The following is a 20,759-nucleotide window of genomic DNA, read 5'->3' on the forward strand; positions in this document are numbered from 1 at the left end:
CCATCACCACGTTTGAGGAGCGGCCGCTGTGTAACGTGCCCCTGGTCTGTCAGTATTCACATCCGTCGGCAGTTGGTCTTTTTGTAGCGGAGCGGGTGTGCAAACGGTTGGCAAACCGGGGGGTTTTCGTGATCCCAAACGGTATCTCTGGGCTCTCGGGCTGATCGCGCCGGCGTGCGCGCTGCTGCCCTCCCAGCTCGTGTACCGCACCGGCGCCGAAGCGTTCTGGTGGATCGGTCCCGTCATCGTGCTGATCGCGATTCCCGTCCTGGACTGGATCGTCGGCGAGGACGGCAACAACCCCCGCGACGAGGACTACGAGGCGCTCTCGCGCGACCGCTACTACCGCTGGTGCACCTATCTGTTCCTGCCCATCCAGCTCATCGGCCTGCTGCTGGCCTGCGCGATGTGGGCGGGCAACGACCTCGATGTCGTCGACAAGCTCGGTCTGGCCACCACGGTCGGCTTCGTCAGCGGCATCGGCATCAACGCCGCCCACGAATTGGGTCACCGCGTGGAGCGTGCTGAAAGATTGCTGTCGAAGATCGCGCTCGCCCAGTCGGGGTACGGCCACTTCTTCGTCGAACACAATCGCGGCCATCACGCGCGGGTCGCGACACCCGAGGATCCGGCGAGTGCCCGCATGGGTGAGTCGCTGTGGGAGTTCTTGCCGCGCAGCGTGATCGGGGGCTTCCGCTCCGCCGTCCAGCTGGAGCGCGCACGCCTGGCCAGGAAGGGTCTCGGCTGGTGGACCCCCGGCAATCAGATCCTGCAGGCGTGGTCGATGTCGGTGCTGCTGTTCGGTTCGCTGGTGCTGGTCTTCGGGCTCGCGATCGTGCCCTGGCTGGCGCTGCAGGCCGTGATCGGGGTGATGCTGCTCGAGACCGTGAACTACGTCGAGCACTACGGACTGCTGCGCGCGCGCAAGCCCAACGGGCGCTACGAACGCTGCTCCCCACGCGACAGCTGGAACTCCGACCGCCTGGTCACCAACATCTTCCTGTTCCATCTGCAGCGCCACAGCGACCACCACGCCAACCCCGGCCGCCGCTACCAGACCCTGCGCAGCACCAGTGAGTCACCGCAGCTGCCCGCCGGGTACGCGACCATGATCCTGCTCGCGGCCGTCCCACCCCTGTGGCGTGCGGTGATGGACCCCCGGGTGGCCGCCCATTACGGCGGTGATCTCAGCCTGGCGAACGTGGCGCCGGTCAAACAGCGACGGTTGCTGGCCAGATACCGCGCCCCCGCCTGACTCCGACCTGGGCGGAGGCGGGAACAGGGGCGGCCGCAGACGGTAGCCTTGCCTGCGTGACGACCTCAGAACTCTCCCCGCGCACCGAGCTCACCGCCGACGTCCGCAACGGCATCGATTACAAGGTGGCAGATCTGTCGCAGGCCGAATTCGGCCGCAAAGAGATCCGCCTGGCCGAGCACGAGATGCCGGGCCTGATGGCGCTGCGCCGTGAATACCACGACGTGCAGCCGCTGAAGGGCGCCCGTATCTCCGGTTCCCTGCACATGACGGTGCAGACCGCTGTCCTGATCGAAACGCTGGTCGACCTCGGCGCGCAGGTTCGCTGGGCGTCGTGCAACATCTTCTCCACCCAGGACCACGCCGCCGCCGCGGTCGTCGTCGGCCCGCACGGCACCGTCTCCGAGCCCAAGGGTGTGCCGGTCTTCGCGTGGAAGGGCGAGACCCTCGAGGAGTACTGGTGGGCCGCCGAGCAGATGCTCACCTGGCCGGGCGAGCCCGCCAACATGATCCTCGACGACGGTGGTGACGCCACCATGCTCGTGCTGCGCGGCGCGCAGTTCGAGAAGGCCGGGGTCGTCCCGCCCGCCGACGAGGAGCATTCCGCCGAGTACACGGTGTTCCTGAACCTGCTGCGCGAGAGCCTCGAGCGCGACAAGACCAAGTGGAGCGTCATCGCCGACTCGGTCAAGGGCGTCACCGAGGAGACCACCACCGGCGTGCTTCGCCTGTACCAGTTCGCGGCCGCGGGTGAGCTGGTGTTCCCGGCGATCAACGTCAACGACTCGGTCACCAAGTCCAAGTTCGACAACAAGTACGGCACCCGCCACTCGCTCATCGACGGCATCAACCGCGGCACCGATGTGCTCATCGGCGGCAAGAAGGTGCTGATCTGCGGTTACGGCGACGTCGGCAAGGGTTGTGCGGAGTCCCTGGCCGGTCAGGGCGCGCGCGTGCAGGTCACCGAGATCGACCCGATCAACGCCCTGCAGGCGCTGATGGACGGCTACGACGTGGTCACCGTGGAGCAGGCGATCGGCGACGCCGACATCGTCATCACCTCCACCGGCAACAAGGACATCATCACCCTCGACCACATGAAGGCGATGAAGGATCACTCGATCCTCGGCAACATCGGCCACTTCGACAACGAGATCGATATGGCCGCCCTCGAGCGTTCGGGCGCCACCCGGATCAACATCAAGCCGCAGGTCGACGAGTGGACCTTCGAATCGGGTAAGTCGATCATCGTGCTGTCGGAGGGCCGCCTGCTCAACCTGGGCAACGCCACCGGCCACCCGTCGTTCGTCATGAGCAACAGCTTCTCCAACCAGGTCATCGCCCAGATCGAGCTGTGGACCAAGCCGGAGGAGTACGACAACGAGGTCTACCGCCTGCCCAAGCACCTCGACGAGAAGGTCGCCAAGATCCACGTCGAAGCCCTCGGCGGCACCCTGACCAAGCTCACCAAGGACCAGGCCGAGTACATCGGCGTGGACGTGGAAGGCCCGTACAAGCCGGACCACTACCGCTACTGAGTCCGTCACGCGAGGGCCCGTCGATCACCTGATCGACGGGCCCTCGCGCCGTTTCGGCCAGGTCGACGGCCGCCCGTTCAGCCGATGATGTAGCCCTCGCACAGGATGTTGTGCGCGCTCGATCCCGCCAGCAGCGACAGGCTGCACAGCAGACCGGGCGTCGCCGGGTCGTTCGCCGTACCACTGGTGATGGCGTTGCTCCCGGTGATGACCCCTTGCCCGGACCCACTCATGACCAGCTCGTTCAACAGCGGCGCCACGGCATCGGAGCCGGTGGTTGTATCGGCGGCGGTAGCCGGCCCACAGGTAGCAGCGGTGGCGACGGCGAAGGCTCCCGCCGCGAGGGCGAGCGTGCGTGTGTTCATGATTGGCCGTTCGATCGGGGGTCGGTTGATTCGTCGACTGTCGTAGTCGGGTGAGCGTCGCGACAGACCGCAGTTTCCGGGGGTGCGGCCCGCGTGAGTCACAGGCCGCACCCGAAAGGTCAGCTCAGCAGCAGGCAGAGGGGGAGGGGTACGACGACTTCCAGCAGGAGGCAGCCTGCCAGTTCGGCCGAGCCGCGGGCGGCCGACCCCGCGGCGGCGGAGCCCGCGGATGCGGAGCCGGAGAGCAGACCTGGGTTGTTGTGGTGACCGTGGCGAATCGGGTCGACGGGGGCGGCCGAAGCGGTGCCCGCGCCGGCGAGGGCGAGGCCGAGAGCAGTGGCGGCGACGGCGGTGTGCAGGGCGATGCGTGAGCGCATGGTGACTCCTGGGTAGAACAGACTCTGAAATGAAAACACCTCACAATCTCGGAATGGGCCGGAATCGCCGGAGTGGCTCGCGTCGACGGGCGTGGCATGCGGCGCGGTAATCTCACGGCATGGGTGTGTTGATCGCGGTGGAAGGGCTCGACGGAGCGGGTAAACGCACGCTCATCGACGGGCTCGTCGACGAACTGTCCGCGAAAGGACTTCGCGCGGGCAGCCTCGCCTTTCCGCGATACGGCCGATCGATACACGCCGACCTCGCGGCCGAGGCATTGCGCGGGGCGCACGGCGATCTCGCCGGCTCGATCAACGCCATGGCGATCATGTTCGCCCTGGATCGCGCCGACGCCAGCGCGGAGCTGTCGAACCTGTTGGACGCCAACGACATCGTGATCCTCGATCGCTGGGTCGCCTCCAACGCCGCCTATTCCGCGGCCCGCGCCGTGCAGGACGCCGACGGCGAAATCGTCGCGTGGGTGGGCGATCTGGAATACGGCAGGCTCGGGCTCCCGGTGCCCGACCTCACCGTGCTCATCGATGTCGGCACCGAGGTGGCCGCCGAACGTGCCCGTCGCCGTGGCGAACTCGACACCGCACGCGCCCTCGACGCCTACGAGAAGGACAGCGGTCTACAGCAGCGCACCGGCGAGGTCTATCGTGAACTGGCCGACCGCGATTGGTTCGGCCGGTGGTGGACATACCGATCCGAACACGACCGGCCCGCCCTGCTCACTGTGTGCACGGAAATTCTTGCCGGATAAGGTTGGATAAGCGACGGGTTCACACCATTAATGGCGTGGCGGCCCGATCCTGGCCTGGAAGATGACAACATAGGATTATGAAGCCCAAGATTCTGGTCGTCGACGACGATATGGCACTCGCTGAGATGCTGACCATCGTCTTGCGCGGGGAAGGGTTCGACCCGCACGTGGTCGGCGACGGCACGCAGGCCCTGTCGGCGGTGCGGGAGATCCGCCCCGACCTGGTTTTGCTGGACCTGATGCTGCCCGGCATGAACGGCATCGACGTATGCCGCGTGCTGCGGGCCGATTCCGGCGTTCCGATCGTGATGCTCACCGCCAAGACCGACACCGTCGATGTGGTCCTCGGTCTCGAGTCCGGTGCCGACGATTACATCGTCAAGCCGTTCAAGCCCAAGGAACTCGTCGCCCGCGTGCGTGCGCGCCTGCGGCGCACCGAGGACGAACCGGCCGAGCTGCTCTCGATCGCCGACATCGTCATCGACGTGCCCGCGCACAAGGTGACCCGCGGTGGCACACAGATCTCGCTCACCCCACTGGAGTTCGACCTGCTGGTGGCGCTCGCGCGCAAACCGCGTCAGGTGTTCACCCGCGAGGTGCTGCTCGAACAGGTGTGGGGTTACCGGCACGCCGCCGACACCCGCCTGGTGAACGTGCACGTGCAGCGGCTGCGCGCCAAGGTCGAGAAGGATCCGGAGAACCCGGAGATCGTGCTCACTGTGCGCGGCGTCGGATACAAGGCCGGACCGCCGTGATCGGTCGCTGTGAGGCGCCGCGGTGACCGACGGGCTCATCGCGCGGCTGCGGCGGTGGGCGACCCCGGTGCTCGACTGGTTCCAGACCATCGGCACCGCCCTGGGTCACCTGTGGCGTCGCTCGCTGCAATTGCGGGTCATCGTTTCCACGCTGACTCTCTCCCTCATCGTGATCACGATCCTCGGGGTCGTGCTGACCGGTCAGATCACCGACCGGCTCCTCGAAGCCAAGATCAACGCGGCGGTCGAGGAGATGGATCGTGCCCGCAGCACGATCGAGAACGAGCTGAGCGGTGTCGAGGGCGCCAACAGCCGCCAGCAGCAGCTGGCCGACGCGCGCAGTGCGCTGTCCAGCCGGGGCGGCACGGGGCAATCCACGGGTGCCGCCGGTAGTTTCGACTCCGCGCTGGCCATGGTCGGTGGCACCCCGCCGCAGGAGATCACCACCGACCTCATCTCCGAGGTGCCACAGGAACTGCGCCGATTCGTGCAGCGCAGCCAGGTGTCCTACCAGTTCACCACCGTCGCCGACCCGGACGGCTACCGTGGCCGCGCGCTGATCATCGGCAGCCCGAGCGCCGAGATCGCGACCCTCGAGATCTACCTCATCTTCCCGCTGGCCAGCGAGGAGTCGAGCCTGTCGCTGATGCGCGGCACGATGCTCATCGGTGGCGTGGTCCTGCTGGTATTGCTCGCCGCGATCACCGCGCTGGTCACCCGGCAGGTGGTGCTGCCGATCCGTTCGGCCGCGCGCATCGCCGGCCGCTTCGCCGACGGCAGGTTGAAGGAACGCATGCTGGTGCGCGGCGAGGACGACATGGCGCGGCTGGCGCAGGCTTTCAACGAGATGGCCGAGAGCCTGTCGAATCAGATCACCCAGCTCGAGGAATTCGGCAATCTGCAGCGCCGGTTCACCTCCGATGTCAGCCACGAGCTGCGCACCCCACTCACCACGGTGCGCATGGCCGCGGACCTGATCCACGGTTCCAGCGATGATCTGGACCCGGCCCTCGCACGCAGCTCCGAACTGCTCGTCAACGAACTCGACCGGTTCGAAGGCCTGCTCAACGACCTGCTGGAGATCTCCCGGCACGACGCCGGCGTGGCCGAACTGCAGGTGGAGTCCCTCGACGTGCGGATGTGCGCGCGGGCCGCGATCACGACCGTGCGGCACCTGGCCAAGGACGCCGGGGTCGAGCTGGTCGTCGACCTGCCGGAGGAACCGGTGGTCGCCGAGGTCGATCCGCGCCGCGTGGAGCGGGTGCTGCGCAATCTGCTCGCCAACGCGATCGACCACTCCGAGGGCAAACCGGTCCTGATCCGGATGCGCGGCGACGCCGAGGCCAATGCCGTGGCCACGGTCGTGCGCGATCAGGGTGTCGGTCTGCGACCGGGCGAGGAGAAGCTGGTGTTCAACCGGTTCTGGCGCTCGGACCCCTCGCGGGTGCGCCGCTCCGGCGGCACCGGTCTCGGTCTGTCGATCAGTGTCGAGGACGCCAATCTGCACGAGGGCCGACTCGAGGCCTGGGGCGATCCGGGCGTCGGCGCCAGCTTCCGGTTGCTGTTGCCGATGGTGCGCGGCCGCAAACTCGGCCCGAGCCCGCTGGCGCTGGAACCGATGCTGCGCAAGGTGCCCGCGTTACCCGAGGCCGAGCCGGAACCCGAGGTCCTCGACATCCCGCGCGACGACGCCGCCGACGACAACGAGGAAGCCGCAGCGACCGAGACCGGAGACCGAGAGTCATGAGCAACGCGGGTGGTGTTCGCAAGGGTGTGGGGCTGCTCGCCCTCGTCTGCCTGCTCGTCCTCACCGGGTGCGCGAGCCTGCCCGAATCGTCGGCGCCGCAGGCCCTCGGCACCATCGAGCGCGAACCCACCTCGGCGGGTCCGCCCCCGCCGGAGCCCGGCCGCGATCCCGACCTGCTGGTCGGCGATTTCCTCGGTGCCAGCGCCGACCCGGCCAACCGGCACGCCGCCGCCCGCCAGTACATGCGCGACGACACGGCGGGGGAGTGGAACGACGAGGCGAGTATCACCATCGTCGATCGGCCCGACACGCTGCGCGAATCGCGCACCGGCGACCGGGCGACGTATGTGGTGCGCGCCCGCAAGGTCGGCGAGCTGAGCCGCGACGGCGTCTACCGCGCCACCGACGGCATGCTCGAGAACAAGATCGAGCTGAGCAAGATCGACGGCGAGTGGCGCATCACCGACCTGCCCGACGGCGTCGTGATGGACTCCGCGTCGTTCGCGAGCACCTACCAGCGCTACGTCCTGTACTACTTCGACAGCTCCGCCCAGTTGCTGGTGCCCGACCCACGCTGGATCTCGGTGCCGCGCGGTCAGCTCACCGAGCGGCTCGTCGGCCTGCTCAGCGGTGGCCCACAGCCGGCCATCGCGGGGGTCGTCCGCAACCTGCTCGCCCCGCCTACCGCGGTGCGCAGCCCGATCACCAAGGCGGAGAACGACCCCGGCGAGGTGGGTGTCGGAATCGGTGGGGTGCGTATCGATTTCGGTGGGATCGGGACGCTCGATCAGCGTGGTCGCGAACTGCTGGCCGCCCAGGTGGTGACGACGCTGTCGCGCGCCGATATCCTCGGCCCGTATGTGTTGCTCGCCGACGGCAAACCGCTCGACGAACGCTTCGCGAGCGGGTGGTCGGTCGCCGATGTCGACCAGTTCAGTGCGGCGGCGCCCGGCGGGAACAAGATCGGGCTGCACGCACTGCGCAACGGCACCCTCGTGCAGGTGACACCGGACGGGATCGTCGCGCCCAGTGGGGCCTTCGGGGAGGCGACCAACCTGCAGTCGGTCGGCATCTCGTCGGACGGCCAGTTCGTCGCCGCCGTCGCCGACACCGGAAGGCCCGCACCGGAACCGGGCCGCACCCTGCTGATCGGCAACTACGGCGCGGGCGCGTTCGGTGTGGTCGAGGCGGCGAGTATCGCCCGGCCGTCCTGGACCATGGACGGTGGCGCCGCGTGGACCGTCCTCGACGAGCAGCGCGTGGTGCGCGCGGTCACCGATCGCGCCACCGGCAATGTGTCGCTGCAGGACGTGGACACCTCGGCGCTGTTCGAGGGCGCGGGTGCGCCGCGACTGCCGATCACCGAGGTGGTCGTCTCGCGGACCGGTGTGCGGGCCGCGCTGATCGCCGACGGCAAGGTGTACGTGGCGGTGATCGAACGCAGGCCGGACGGCAAGTACGCGCTCACCTCCGCGCTGCCGGTGGCGATCGGTCTGAGCACGCCAGCGGTGTCGCTGAGCTGGATCACCGGCGACACCCTCATGGTCGCCAGGGAAGGCAATGTCGACCCGGTGTTCACCGTGTCCATCGACGGTTCCCAGTTCACGCCGGTGACCTCGCAGAACCTGACTCCGCCGGTCCGGGTGGTCACGGCGACGCAGTCGACCCAGTACGTCGCCGATTCCCGCGCGGTGCTGCAACTGCAGACCGCCGACCCCACCCGAACCGACCGCTTCTGGCGTGAGGTACCCGGGCTCACCGGCGAAGGCGTGGTCCCGGTCCTGCCGACCTGAATCTGTCGGTACCCGCTGTCATGCTCACCGGCTATGAAGGCTCTGCTCGATCTCGTGCTGCCGGTCCGCTGCGGCGGCTGTGCGCTGGCGGGCACGCCCTGGTGCGGCGCGTGCGCGGCCGAGTTGACGACGGGTCCGGTGCGGGTACGCCCACGAACCGACCCCGGTGTTCCGTGCTGGGCGCTTCGCCCCTATCGCGGTCCGGCCAAGCGCGCGGTGCTGGCGGCCAAGGAGCACGGCCGACGAGACCTGGCCGACCCGCTCGGCGCCGCACTCGCCGCGGCATTGGCACGGTTACGGTCCGCTGACCGCCCGCTGGTGCTGATTCCGGCGCCCACCCGAACCTCGGCCGCCCGCAGCCGTGGCGGCGATCCCGTAGCCCGTTCTACGGCTTGTGCGGCAAGGTGGCTGATCGATTGCCGGACGGTCGGTCTGCTTCGTATGAGGCCCGGTGTCCGCGACTCCGTCGGGCTCGGCACGCGCGAGCGTGTACACAATCTCGCGCACAAGATCATCGCCGTGACCCCGGCCACCGCGCGGGCACCAATTCCGGCGAATGCCGAGGTAGTGCTGGTCGACGACGTGTTGACCACCGGCGCCACCGCCACCGAATCGATACGTGTTCTTAGCCGGATCGGCATACATCCGTGCGCCGTTTTGGTGACCTGTGCGGCTTGACTCAGCGAAATTTGCGTGAACAGTGGCGGACTCGTCCGTGGCGGACTAGCGTCGCGAACACACACCGAACCACAGCTTCTGGGAGGTGGCGCCGCGAACTCTGGTGTCGAGCGATTCCCGATCGGCACAGCTCAATCCCGCCGCACTCGCTCTGGTGTGCGGCCATATCCGGGAGGTACTCGCGTGACGACTTCTGCACGGGCATCAGTGCACGATGCTGACCCTTCGGCACTGGAGGACAGTGCCGCCGACTCGACTCGGACACCCCACGCGGAAGTGGTGGTCTCCGGTCGCAATGTCGAAGTACCCGACCACTATCGAATCTATGTCTCGGAGAAGCTCTCCCGGCTGGAGCGCTTCGATCCGTCGATCTTCCTCTTCGATGTGGAGCTGTTCCACGAGCGTAACCGTCGTCAACGCAAGGCCTGCCAGCGCGTCGAGATCACCGCACGCGGGCGTGGCCCGATCGTGCGTGCCGAGGCGTGCGCCGACAGCTTCTATGCCGCGTTCGAGTCGGCATCACAGAAGATCGAGAGCAGGCTGCGCAGGTCCAAGGACAAGCGCCGCGTGGTGCACTACGGAGACAAGACGCCCGTCTCGGTAGCCCAGGCCACCGCGTCCCTGGTCGACGACTCGCTGTTCGCCCAGGCCAACGGGCACGTGGCGCACGAACACGACGAGGAACCCCAGGACGAGGGTCCCGGCCACATCGTGCGCACGAAGGACCATCCGGCTACGCCGATGACGGTCGACGACGCCCTGTACCAGATGGAACTGGTCGGGCACGACTTCTTCCTCTTCCACGACAAGGAAACGGACCGGCCGTCGGTGGTCTATCGCAGACACGCCTTCGACTACGGTCTGATCCGGCTGGTCTGACCCGTCCGGAACTCCGGGCACCCGCGGGCGCGGGTGCCCGGATCGCGTTCAGCCACCGAACTTTTCGTAGTGCACGGCGTCGGTGAGCGCCCGCCGGGCCCGCCAGCCGAAGCGTTCGAGATCCGGCACTTCCTGGAATTCGTGTACCGGTCCGACGCACAGCCAGGCGATGGGCGTGATGCCCTCGGGCAGGCCGACCAGATCGCGCAGGAACCCGGGTTCGTAGAACGACACCCAGCCGACACCGACCTGTTCGGCGGTCGCCGCCAGCCACAGGTTCTGGATGGCGAGCACGGTCGAATACACGCCGGTCTCGGGGACACTGGCCCGACCGAGTACCTGCGGTCCGCCGCGCCGGTCGTCGTGGGTGACCACGATCCCGGTACCGCTCTCGACGATCCCCTCGATCTTGATCGGGTCGAAGGTCGCGGCCCGGTCGGCGGGCAGCGCGTCACGGAACTCGACGCGCTTGCCGGCCACGTGGTCCGCGAAGCGGCGCAAGGTCGCCGCTTCGCGGACCACGACGAAGTCCCAGGGCTGGGAATTGCCGACGCTCGGCGCCCGGTGGGCGGCGGACAGAATCCGCCACAACGTGTCGTCGTCGACGAGTTCGCCGGTGAATTCGGCACGCACATCGCGACGCAGACGGATCGCGTCGTAGACGCTCAGTTGCTCAGCACACACCGGTGCAGTGTGGCATTGCGCGGTCAGGCCGACCTACGCGCCATCCGTCGTCCGGCGGCCAGCGCGGTGCGCAACCCACGCCTGCGACCGGTCACCGGATCGATCGTCGCCACGGCCTTGCCCTCGAACAGGCGCTCCGACTTGGTTTCCGGAGCGTCGTCGGTGGTGTGGCGCAGGTACTTGTTGGGCAGCGACAGCTTGAGGATCGTGCGCCACGACTTGAAGTACTGCACCGGCAGCGACCCGGTGGTGTAGGGCAGGTCGTACTTGTCGGCCAGCTCGCGCACCCGCACCGCGATCGCGGCGTAGCGGTTGCTCGGCAGGTCGGGGAACAGGTGGTGTTCGATCTGGTGGCTGAGGTTGCCGGTCATGAAGTGCATGACCGGACCGCCGCTGATGTTGGCGCTGCCGAGCATCTGGCGCAGGTACCACTCGCCCTTGGTCTCGTTCTCGATGTCGGCCTTGGTGAACTTCTCGGCGCCGTCGGGGAAGTGCCCGCAGAAGATCACCGCGTTGGTCCACACATTGCGCACCACATTGGCGGCGAAGTTGGCGGTGAGGGTGGAGAAGAACGACGGCCCGGTGAGCAGCGGGAAGATCACATAGTCCTTGGCGGCCTGCTTACCGATCTTCTTGAGCACCAGCTTGCGGTCGGCGTCGAACTGCTTCCACTCCGGGGAATCCTTGTCCCACTTCTTCTTCGCCACCTTGCCCAGCTCGAGGTGCTGGATCGCGACGCCGTACTCGAACAGCGCCTGCAGCAGGAAGTTGTAGATCGGGTTGCCCAGGTAGAACGGCATCCAGCGCTGGTCGCGGGTGACGCGCAGCAGGCCGTAGCCGATGTCGTCGTCCATGCCCAGGACGTTGGTGTACTTGTGGTGCAGGAAGTTGTGGGTGATCTTCCAGTGCGCCGACGGGCCCGCGTTGTCCCACTCCCAGGACGTGGAGTGGATCTCCGGATCGTTCATCCAGTCCCACTGCCCGTGCATGACGTTGTGCCCGATCTCCATGTTTTCGATGATCTTGGCAGTGCCGAGCAGGGCGACGCCGGCCAGCCAGGCCGGGGGCAGGAAGCTGGCGAACAGAACAGTGCGGCCGCTGATCTCCAGGGCTCGCTGTAACCGGATGACGTTGCGGATATACCGGGCGTCGGCTTCGCCTCGCGAAGATTCGATTTCGCGGCGGATCGCGTCGAACTCCGCACCGAGAGCTTCGACATCCGCGGCGGTGAGGTGCGCGTATTCCTTGACATCCGAGATCGCCATGGCGGTTACAGTACCGTAGGTTACGAGAGCGTAGGTTGGTGATTTCCGCGATGGATTGTGGGATGTGTCCTATTGCGAAATCGAGACTCAGATGTTATCTGAGACCGCGCGCCCTCTTCCGCAGCGCGGCCTTCTCCTGCCGGGCCCGCTTCTTGAGCGCCACCTTGGCCTCGCGCAGCACTTCCTGCTCGTGCCGCGCCTTCGCCTCGAGGCTCACCTTCGCGTCGTGCAGTGCCGAACGCAGGCCGAGGCGCTTGCCGGTCTCCGGGTCGACGCGCAGCGCCTCCGGCAACGAGATGCCGTGGAACTTGCGCTCCGACGACGTCTCGGGCGCGTCGTCGGCGGTGCGCTTGAGGAAGCGGTCGGGCAGCGCGAGCTTGTGGATCGTGCGGAAGGCCAGCAGGTACTGCTTGCCGAGCGAACCGGTGGTGTAGGGCAGGTCGTACTTGTCGCAGAGCTGACGCACCTGCGCGGCGACCTCCGGGTACCGATTGCTCGGCAGGTCGGGGAACAGGTGATGCTCGATCTGGTAGCAGAGGTTGCCGCTCATGAACGCCATGACCGGGCCCGCCTTGAAGTTGGCGCTACCGAGCATCTGCCGCAGGTACCACTCGCCCTGGGTTTCCCCGTCGAGCTGTTCGATGGTGAATTTCTCGGCGCCGTCGGGGAAGTGCCCGCAGAAGATCACGGCGTAGGCCCACAGATTGCGCACCAGGTTGGCGGTGGTGTTGGCCTTGAGCGTCGACTTCCAGGCCGGACCGGTGAGTGCCGGGAACAGGACGAAGTCCTTCACCACCTGGCGGCCCGCCTTGCGCGCGAAGTCCTTGTTCGGCTCCGACAGCAGCTGCTTGGTCGGTACGCCCGCGAGTTCCTTCTCGATCCCCAGGTCGTGCAGGGCGATGCCCCACTCGAAGGTGGCGGCCAGCAGCAGGTTCGCGGCGGGCTGCACGAGGTGCTTGGGTTCCCACGCCTCGTCGCGGGTCATCCGCAGGATGCCGAAACCCAGGTCCTCGTCCTTGCCGAGCACGTTGGTGTAGGTGTGATGGGAGTAGTTGTGCGCGCGCCGCCACTGCGCCGACGGACCCGTCTGATCCCATTCCCAGGTGGTGGAGTGGATTTCGGGATCGTTCATCCAATCCCACTGCCCGTGGCTGACGTTGTGCCCGAGCTCCATGTTCTCGATGATCTTGGCGACCGACAGCAACGCGGTGCCACCGAGCCACGCCCAGCGGTTGCGGCTGCCGAACAGCACCGCGCGGCCCGCGACCTCGAGGGCGCGCTGGGCGGCGATGGTGCGGCGGATGTATTTGGCGTCGCGCTCACCGCGCGAGGTTTCGACAGATCGTCGGATCGAGTCGAGTTCTTTGCCCAGGGTCTCGATGTCGGCCGCCGTCAGATGGGCGAAGGCCTGGATATCGGTGATGGCCACCGGGGTCCTCTCTTGTTCGGTTGACGGCCTGCACGCTCGGTCCACACACGAGGGGCCCGGCGGTGACGCTACGGCGTCACTGCCGAGACCAGCCGCTGCCGGTCAGTCATATGACCGGCGCATGATTCGAGGATACCCGTAACCGAAGCGTGACGGTGGGATCAGATGTCGAGTGTGCAGTCACCCGCCGCGGCGGAGATACAGGTCTGAACCTTGTCGCCCGGCTGGCGTTCGTCACCGTTGCGCAGGTCGCGGGCGTGTCCGGCCGACAGCGTGACCACGCAGGTCTGGCAGATTCCCATCCGGCAGCCGAACGGCAGCTGCACGCCAACCGACTCGCCTGCCTCGAGCAGGCTCGTCGCGCCGTCGACGGTCAGGGTGCGTCCGGTGGTGCCGAAGGTCACCGTGCCGCCCTCGCCGACCGCGGACCGTTCCACCTCGAAACGCTCGACGTGCAGCTTCTCCGGGATGCCCGCGGCCTTCCAGTGCGCTTCGATGGCGTCGAGCATGGGCGCGGGACCGCACGCCCACGTCTCGCGCTCGCGCCAGTCGGGGTAGAGCTCGTCGAGGCTCGACAGCGCGAACAGGCCCTGTTCGTCGGTGAGCTGCAGGTGCGAGACGAAGCTCGGGTGCTTGTCGTGCAGGGCGCGCAGTTCGGCGCCGAACATCACGTCGGCGTCGGTCGGCGCCGAGTGCACGTGCACCACGTCGTGCACACCGTCGCGGCGGTCCATGGTGCGCAGCATCGACATCACCGGGGTGATGCCACTGCCCGCGGTGAGGAACAGCACCTTCTCGGGCACCGGCTGGGGCAGCACGAACCCGCCCTGCGGTGCGGCGAGCCGGACGATGGTGCCCGCGGCGACCCCGTTGACGAGGTGGCTGGACAGTTTGCCTTCGGGCATGGCCTTCACGGCGATGGAGATGAGCCGCTTGCCGCCCTCGCCGGTCCAGTCCGGCGGGCAGGTCAGCGAGTAGGAACGCCAGTTCCAGCGGCCGTCGATGAGGATACCGATGCCGATGTACTGACCCGGCTGATACTTGAAGTCGAAACCCCAGCCCGGCTTGATGACCAGCGTCGCCGAGTCGGCCGTCTCCTTGCGCACGTCGACGATGCGCCCACGCAGTTCCCGCGCCGACCACAGCGGATTGGCCAGGTGCAGGTAGTCGTCGGGCAGCAGGGGTGTGGTCACCCGGGCGACCGCGCCGCGTAGCACGTTCAGCTTGCCGCCGCGATCGGCGACCTGCGCCGCCGGTGCCTCGAGCCATTCCCGGAACTTGTTCAGGACCATTGCTTCGCCGTTACTCCCTGTCGCGCATCCCAGCCACCCGCGGTGGCTCACTCGCAGCAAGGTTACGGCATCGTAGGTTCTAGAGCAGATCCAGGAGGAAGGGCAGTTCTTGGGTGGCGTACCAGGCCAGCTGGTGGTCTTCGGCGTCGCCGAGGACGAACTCGGCGTCCGGGTCGCCCATGTCGGCGACATCGATCACGTCGACGGCCTTGGCCACCTGGGGTTCGGCTTCGGCCAGGTCGACGTGCACCGAGGCCACCTGGTCGTAGGTGATCGGCCCGGCCAGTTTGACCACCGCGTCGTCGAGGTCGGGGCGCAGTTTCGCGCCGGTGACGTCGGCGGCGATCACGCAGCGCCGGTAGGTCGGGCTGCCCGGGGTGGCGACCTCGTCCGGTGCGGTGGTGTCGTCGTCGGCGTCGTCGAGTCCGTCGCGTTCGGCGGCGATCAGCCGCAGCGAGGCGCGCGCGGCCTCCGACATCGCCACCTCGGCGAGTTCGTCGTCGTCGCCCGCGGCGTAGGCCTCGCGCAGTGCGGGCGTCACCGCGAACGCGGTCGCGCCGAGCGGGAACAGTTCGCGCTCGTCGACCAGCTGCCGCAGCATCGGGATCGTCGCCGGGATGTAGACGCGCATCTTGGCGTTCTCAGAGACAGGCACCGAGCAACTCCTCCATCGATTCGTGCACCGACGCCGCGAGGACGTCGAGATCGGCCATGGCGTCGCGGTCGGCGTTGAGTCCGTAGAAAACCTGACCGTCGTACGAGGTGAGCCCGAAGCTCAGGGTCTGATTGCGTAGCAGCGGCGACACCGGATACATCTCCAGCATGCGCGCACCGCCGATGTACATCGCGGTCTGGGGGCCCGGCGCGTTGGTGATCACCAGGTTGAAGGTGTTGTCGGCGAAGGTACTGGCCGCCCGCACACTCATCGCGTGCAGGCTGGCCGGTGCGAAACCGGCCAGGTGCACGAGGGTGCGCGCCCGTACACCGCGACGCTGCCTGCCCGCTGCCTCGGTGGCGTGCGAGATGTGCGAGAGCCGCATCGTCGGATTCGGTTCGCCCACCGGCAGATCGATGAGGAACGAGGACACCTCGCTGGCCGGTGTCAGCTGGTTGTCGCCGTCGACGTACACCGACATCGGCACCACCGCACGCAGATTCGTCGATTCGACGAGTGCCTCGTTGCGCGAGAGCAGCCAATTGCGCAGGGCGCCGGTGACGACAGCGAGCACGGTGTCGTTGATCGAGCAGTCGAAGTGCCTGCGGATCTTGCGGTAGTCCTCGAGGTCTGTGCGCACCACATCGAAGCGGCGGCTGCGCGAGGTGCGGGCGTTGAGCGGGCTGTCGGGTGCACCCGAGGTGGCCGCGCGGACGGCATTGGCCGCGGCGTGCACCGCCATCCGGGCGCCGCGTACCACCCCGAACGCGCTCGAGCCCGCGTCGCGCACCGCCGAGTAGGCCTCGCGTGGTTGCGCGGCCAGTTGCGACAGCGCGCCGGCGAGCAGTTCCACATCGGTCGGTTCGCGTGGTGCGCGCCAGGCGTCGTCGGCCAGTTCGCGTGGCAGGGGGTTGTTGTCGAGGATCACGTGCCCGATCTCGAGGGCGGTGTCACCGTCGACGAGCGCCGAATGCGATTTGGTGAACACCGCGCTTCGCCCGTCGGACAGCCCTTCGATGAGGTACATCTCCCACAGCGGCCTGCCCTGGTCCAGCGGCCGGGAGGCGAGCCGGGCGACCAGGTCGTAGAGCTGTTCGTCGGTGCCGGGGGCGGGCAGCGCGGAGCGGCGGATGTGATAGCTGATGTCGAAACGGCTGTCCTCCACCCACACCGGACGACCGAGCGCGAGCGGTATCTCGCGGACTTTGCGGCGGTAGCGGGGAACCAGCGGCAGCCGGGATTCGACCAGCTCGATGAGCTGTTCGTAGTCGAGGACCTGGCCGGAGCCGTCGCCGGAGGAGTTCTGGAGGATCGCGAGAGAGCCGATATGAATTGGATTACTGCTCGACTCGAGCCGGTAGAACGCCGCGTCCTGCGGCGTCAATCTCGTGATCACGCGCTCCGATGCTCCTTCCGTTGCACGCTTCGCGCGCCTTCCCGGCGCAGATCGGGCACCGGCTACATCCTACGGCACAGTAGGTGAATCGTGATGCCGGGCAAGGCGCCTCACCGAATGCCGTGACCTGGGCGGATGTGAGCACCCGGTACACCGGGCATCGGTACGTGCGGCCGGGTACGGTGGTCTGCGGACTACCATTGCCACAACACTGTGGCTCACTAGCCCGAACCCGACTCCGACCAGAGGACTGACGAGACCCGTGCCTGCGCTGACACTGACGAGGTTGCTACGGATTGGTGAAGGCCGCATGGTCAAGCGGCTGTCGAACCTCGCCGATGAGGTCATCGCGTACGGCGACGAGATCGAGGCGTTGACCGACGAGGAACTGCGCGCCAAGACCGACGAGTTCCGTGAGCGCTACGCCGCGGGGGAAACCCTCGATGACCTGCTGCTCGAGGCGTTCGCGGTGGCCCGCGAAGCCTCGTGGCGCGTGCTGAACCAGAAGCACTACAAGGTGCAGATCATGGGTGGCGCGTCGCTGCACCTCGGCAACATCTCGGAGATGAAGACCGGTGAGGGCAAGACCCTCACCTGTGTGCTGCCCGCCTACCTGAACGCCATCTCCGGCGACGGTGTGCACGTGGTCACCGTCAACGACTACCTCGCCAAGCGCGACGCCGAGTGGATGGGCCGTGTGCACCGCTTCCTCGGTCTCGAGGTCGGCGTGATCCTCGGTGGCATGACCCCGGCCGAGCGCCGCGTGGCCTACGCCGCCGACATCACCTACGGCACGAACAACGAGTTCGGCTTCGACTACCTGCGTGACAACATGACCCACTCGCTGGACGATCTGGTCCAGCGCGGGCACAACTTCGCCGTGGTCGACGAGGTCGACTCCATCCTCATCGACGAGGCCCGTACCCCGCTCATCATCTCGGGTCCGGCCGACGCCTCCTCCAAGTGGTACGCCGAGTTCGCGCGCATCGCGCCGCTGCTGAAGAAGGACGTCCACTACGAGGTGGACATCAAGAAGCGCACCATCGGTGTGCACGAGGCGGGCGTGGAGTTCGTCGAGGACCAGCTCGGCATCGACAACCTCTACGAGGCCGCGAACTCGCCGCTGGTGAGCTACCTGAACAACGCCATCAAGGCCAAGGAGCTCTACCAGCGCGACAAGGACTACATCGTGCGCGACGGTGAGGTCATCATCGTCGACGAGTTCACCGGCCGCATCCTGGTCGGGCGCCGCTACAACGAGGGCATGCACCAGGCGATCGAGGCCAAGGAGAAGGTCGAGATCCAGCCGGAGAACCAGACCCTGGCCACGATCACCCTGCAGAACTACTTCCGCCTCTACAACAAGCTGTCCGGTATGACCGGTACCGCCGAGACCGAGGCCGCCGAGTTGCACTCGATCTACGGCCTCGGCGTGGTGCCCATCCCGACGAACAAGCCGATGATCCGCAAGGACCAGGCCGACCTGATCTACAAGTCGGAAGAGGCCAAGTTCAACGCCGTCGTCGACGACGTGGTGGAACGTCACGAGAAGGGGCAGCCGGTCCTGATCGGTACCACCAGCGTGGAGCGCTCGGAGTACCTGTCCAAGCAGTTCACCAAACGCGGTGTGGCACACAGCGTTCTGAACGCGAAGTTCCACGAGCAGGAAGCCCAGATCATCGCCGAGGCCGGTCGGCCCGGCGCGGTCACCGTGGCGACCAACATGGCCGGTCGTGGTACCGACATCGTGCTCGGCGGCAACGCCGACATCATCGCCGACATCCTGCTGCGCAAGCAGGGCCTCGACCCGGTCACCACACCCGACGAGTACGAGGCCGCCTGGCATTCGGCGCTCGAGCAGGTGAAGAAGCAGACCGAGGAAGACGCCGAGACGGTGCGCGAGGCCGGCGGCCTGTACGTGCTCGGCACCGAGCGGCACGAGTCGCGCCGTATCGACAACCAGCTGCGTGGTCGTTCCGGTCGTCAGGGCGACCCGGGCGAGTCGCGGTTCTACCTGTCGCTGGGTGACGAGCTGATGCGCCGCTTCAACGGCGCCGCGCTCGAGGCGATCATGAACCGCCTGAACCTGCCCGACGACGTGCCGATCGAGGCGAAGATGGTCTCCAAGGCCATCAAGAGCGCCCAGACCCAGGTCGAGCAGCAGAACTTCGAGATCCGCAAGAACGTTCTGAAGTACGACGAGGTGATGAACCAGCAGCGCACCGTCATCTACGGCGAGCGCAACCGGATCCTGCGTGGCGAGGACATGGAGGGTCAGGTCCAGAACATGATCACCGACGTGATCACCGCCTACGTCGACGGCGCGACCGCCGAGGGTTACGTCGAGGACTGGGACCTGGAGAAGCTGTGGACCGCGTTGAAGACGCTGTACCCGGTGAGCCTGGACTACAAGGAGCTGGCGGGCGAGACCGCCACCGGCGAGGCGGGCGAACTGACCCGCGACGAACTGCGTGAAGCCCTGCTCGAGGACGCGCACAACGCCTACGAGAAGCGTGAACAGGAAATCGACGGCCTCGCCGGCGAGGGCGCCATGCGCAACCTGGAACGCCAGGTCCTGCTCTCGGTCCTCGACCGCAAGTGGCGTGAGCACCTCTACGAGATGGATTACCTCAAGGAGGGCATCGGCCTGCGCGCGATGGCCCAGCGTGACCCGCTGGTCGAGTACCAGCGCGAGGGCTTCGACATGTTCGCCGCCATGCTGGAAGGCCTGAAGGAGGAGTCGGTCGGCTTCCTGTTCAACCTGCAGGTCGAGGTCCAGCAGCCCCAGCCCGAAGGCGTCTCCATCGACAAGGGCCTGCGTTCCCCGGTGGGGGCCCCCCGCCCCCAGGACGCCGCCCCGCAGAACCAGGCCCCGCCCGCCCTGCGCGCCAAGGGAATCGACGAGTCCACCCCGCGCGGCCTGAACTACTCGGGCCCCGCCGAGGACGGCCGCGCCGAATCCCACTCCGACGCCCAGGAATACGGCGGCCGCCAGTCCACCGGCACCCGCCGCGAACGCCGCGAGGCCGCCCGCACCGAAACCAAGGGCAAGCGTCGCCGCTGACCTCTTGAACAACGAAGGCTCCCACGGTTTCCGTGGGGGCCTTCGTTGTATTCCTACGGACGATCCAACGCGTCGAAGGTGATTGCCAACGTCACCGGATTGTCGAGAACCAACGCGGTGCGGTGAACCCGATGCGGCATGTACCGCATCCCCGACCAATCGAGCCGATACTCCTCGATCCGATCGATGGATTCCCAGCTCTTGTCGAAATGCACGATCAGATAGACCGGAATTCCCGCCCGGGCATACATTTGTCGCTTGATCCCGGTGTCGCTGTCCACCGTCGCGCGCGAGGCGACCTCGACAACCAAGGCGATATGGCTACGCACCGAATTGACGTCGTACGGTTCACAATCGCGCACAAAGATATCGGGGTACCGCACATTGAGGCGGCGATCCGCTGCTCCGTCCTCAGCATCTGCGAAACGTACAGCGACATCGGAGGCAACCCGAAGGCATGGGCCAGCCGGGTCACGCGCATCTTCGAGAGCAGCGGCCAACCTGCGCACCACCCTGCTGTGCGCCTCGCTCTGCGCCATCGCCCGAACAACGAGTCCGTCGACGATCTCGAAATCGCCGAATGTGCTGCTCAGGGCGTCTGGCTCGGACCCGAGGAACTCTTCGGCGGTGATCCGCTGCGGTTCCTCCGGATGCACTGCGGTCATTGGTCAACTCCTCCTTGTCGCAGGCGCGTACGAGACTACCGCTGCCGGCTCGGCAGTTGCATGATGGGCGCAAACGAACCGACGGGCGGCGCCCATATCGCGCAGTGGTGAAGCCGACCGCCAGCTGCCCGTCCTCGTCGACGCCACAGCCCAAT

General features: G+C 67.1%; 18 protein-coding genes. 9 read left to right on the forward strand and 9 right to left on the reverse strand.

Going from position 1 to position 20,759, the window contains the following annotated elements; translation table 11 throughout:
* The first annotated feature begins 97 nt into the window (after positions 1-97).
* A complete protein-coding gene (locus ACSVDM_RS12880) occupies positions 98-1,255 on the forward strand; it encodes an alkane 1-monooxygenase (protein WP_439264954.1) in 1,158 nt (385 codons plus the stop codon).
* A 56-nt stretch (positions 1,256-1,311) separates the two neighbouring features.
* Entirely contained in the window at positions 1,312-2,793 is a 1,482-nt protein-coding gene (ahcY, locus tag ACSVDM_RS12885; protein ID WP_439264955.1) for an adenosylhomocysteinase, read from the forward strand.
* A 77-nt stretch (positions 2,794-2,870) separates the two neighbouring features.
* Here the strand turns inward: ahcY and ACSVDM_RS12890 are convergent, their stop codons facing one another.
* Positions 2,871-3,158 carry a hypothetical protein gene (locus ACSVDM_RS12890; protein WP_439264956.1) on the reverse strand — a complete coding sequence of 96 codons (288 nt, stop codon included), beginning with the start codon at positions 3,156-3,158 and terminating at the stop codon, positions 2,871-2,873.
* 119 nt (positions 3,159-3,277) lie between these two features.
* Positions 3,278-3,535 carry a hypothetical protein gene (locus ACSVDM_RS12895; protein WP_067491388.1) on the reverse strand — a complete coding sequence of 86 codons (258 nt, stop codon included), beginning with the start codon at positions 3,533-3,535 and terminating at the stop codon, positions 3,278-3,280.
* A gap of 119 nt (positions 3,536-3,654) precedes the next feature.
* On the opposite strand from ACSVDM_RS12895, the gene ACSVDM_RS12900 reads away from it, so the two are divergent.
* The 6 genes from ACSVDM_RS12900 (at position 3,655) to hpf (ending at position 10,154) form a co-directional block, all read left to right on the forward strand.
* Positions 3,655-4,302 carry a dTMP kinase gene (locus tag ACSVDM_RS12900; RefSeq protein WP_439264958.1) on the forward strand — a complete coding sequence of 216 codons (648 nt, stop codon included), beginning with the start codon at positions 3,655-3,657 and terminating at the stop codon, positions 4,300-4,302.
* A gap of 77 nt (positions 4,303-4,379) precedes the next feature.
* Entirely contained in the window at positions 4,380-5,057 is a 678-nt protein-coding gene (gene mtrA, locus ACSVDM_RS12905; RefSeq protein WP_067491393.1) for an MtrAB system response regulator MtrA, read from the forward strand.
* Positions 5,058-5,079: 22 nt separating this feature from the next.
* The gene (mtrB, locus tag ACSVDM_RS12910) at positions 5,080-6,804 is read left to right on the forward strand and encodes an MtrAB system histidine kinase MtrB (protein ID WP_439264961.1); all 1,725 of its coding nucleotides are present in this window, start codon (positions 5,080-5,082) and stop codon (positions 6,802-6,804) included.
* Positions 6,801-8,597: an MtrAB system accessory lipoprotein LpqB gene (gene lpqB / locus ACSVDM_RS12915; protein ID WP_439264963.1), complete on the forward strand. Its 1,797-nt coding sequence runs from the start codon at positions 6,801-6,803 to the stop codon at positions 8,595-8,597. The genes mtrB and lpqB overlap by 4 nt, the downstream gene beginning before the upstream one ends.
* A 33-nt stretch (positions 8,598-8,630) precedes the next feature.
* The gene (locus tag ACSVDM_RS12920) at positions 8,631-9,275 is read left to right on the forward strand and encodes a ComF family protein (RefSeq protein WP_439264965.1); all 645 of its coding nucleotides are present in this window, start codon (positions 8,631-8,633) and stop codon (positions 9,273-9,275) included.
* Between the two features lie 183 nt (positions 9,276-9,458).
* Positions 9,459-10,154, forward strand: coding sequence for a ribosome hibernation-promoting factor, HPF/YfiA family (gene hpf / locus ACSVDM_RS12925; RefSeq protein ID WP_067491399.1), 696 nt, complete (start codon positions 9,459-9,461; stop codon positions 10,152-10,154).
* A 48-nt stretch (positions 10,155-10,202) separates the two neighbouring features.
* Here hpf and bluB read toward each other — a convergent pair whose 3' ends face one another.
* The 6 genes from bluB to ACSVDM_RS12955 form a co-directional block, all read right to left on the reverse strand.
* Entirely contained in the window at positions 10,203-10,838 is a 636-nt protein-coding gene (gene bluB / locus ACSVDM_RS12930; RefSeq protein WP_357151045.1) for a 5,6-dimethylbenzimidazole synthase, read from the reverse strand.
* A 23-nt stretch (positions 10,839-10,861) separates the two neighbouring features.
* Positions 10,862-12,103 carry a fatty acid desaturase family protein gene (locus ACSVDM_RS12935; RefSeq protein ID WP_439264968.1) on the reverse strand — a complete coding sequence of 414 codons (1,242 nt, stop codon included), beginning with the start codon at positions 12,101-12,103 and terminating at the stop codon, positions 10,862-10,864.
* A gap of 94 nt (positions 12,104-12,197) precedes the next feature.
* Entirely contained in the window at positions 12,198-13,532 is a 1,335-nt protein-coding gene (locus ACSVDM_RS12940) for a fatty acid desaturase family protein (RefSeq protein ID WP_067637445.1), read from the reverse strand.
* 161 nt (positions 13,533-13,693) lie between these two features.
* Positions 13,694-14,824, reverse strand: a complete 1,131-nt coding sequence (locus ACSVDM_RS12945; RefSeq protein WP_067637443.1) for a ferredoxin reductase — start codon at positions 14,822-14,824, stop codon at positions 13,694-13,696.
* 79 nt (positions 14,825-14,903) lie between these two features.
* Positions 14,904-15,455, reverse strand: a complete 552-nt coding sequence (locus tag ACSVDM_RS12950; protein WP_439265110.1) for a DUF6912 family protein — start codon at positions 15,453-15,455, stop codon at positions 14,904-14,906.
* 10 nt (positions 15,456-15,465) lie between these two features.
* Entirely contained in the window at positions 15,466-16,875 is a 1,410-nt protein-coding gene (locus ACSVDM_RS12955; protein ID WP_439264970.1) for a WS/DGAT/MGAT family O-acyltransferase, read from the reverse strand.
* A 262-nt stretch (positions 16,876-17,137) separates the two neighbouring features.
* Here ACSVDM_RS12955 and secA point away from each other — a divergent pair, with 262 nt between their 5' ends.
* Positions 17,138-19,939 (forward strand): preprotein translocase subunit SecA, encoded by a 2,802-nt coding sequence (gene secA, locus ACSVDM_RS12960; protein WP_439264972.1) that lies wholly within the window; start codon positions 17,138-17,140, stop codon positions 19,937-19,939.
* A 53-nt stretch (positions 19,940-19,992) separates the two neighbouring features.
* Here the strand turns inward: secA and ACSVDM_RS12965 are convergent, their stop codons facing one another.
* Complete coding sequence (locus tag ACSVDM_RS12965; protein WP_439264974.1) at positions 19,993-20,604, reverse strand: Uma2 family endonuclease; 612 nt, start codon at positions 20,602-20,604, stop codon at positions 19,993-19,995.
* Positions 20,605-20,759 lie beyond the last annotated feature (155 nt).

Source organism: Nocardia sp. JW2 (assembly GCF_051843015.1).
GTDB classification, from domain to species: domain Bacteria; phylum Actinomycetota; class Actinomycetes; order Mycobacteriales; family Mycobacteriaceae; genus Nocardia; species Nocardia coubleae.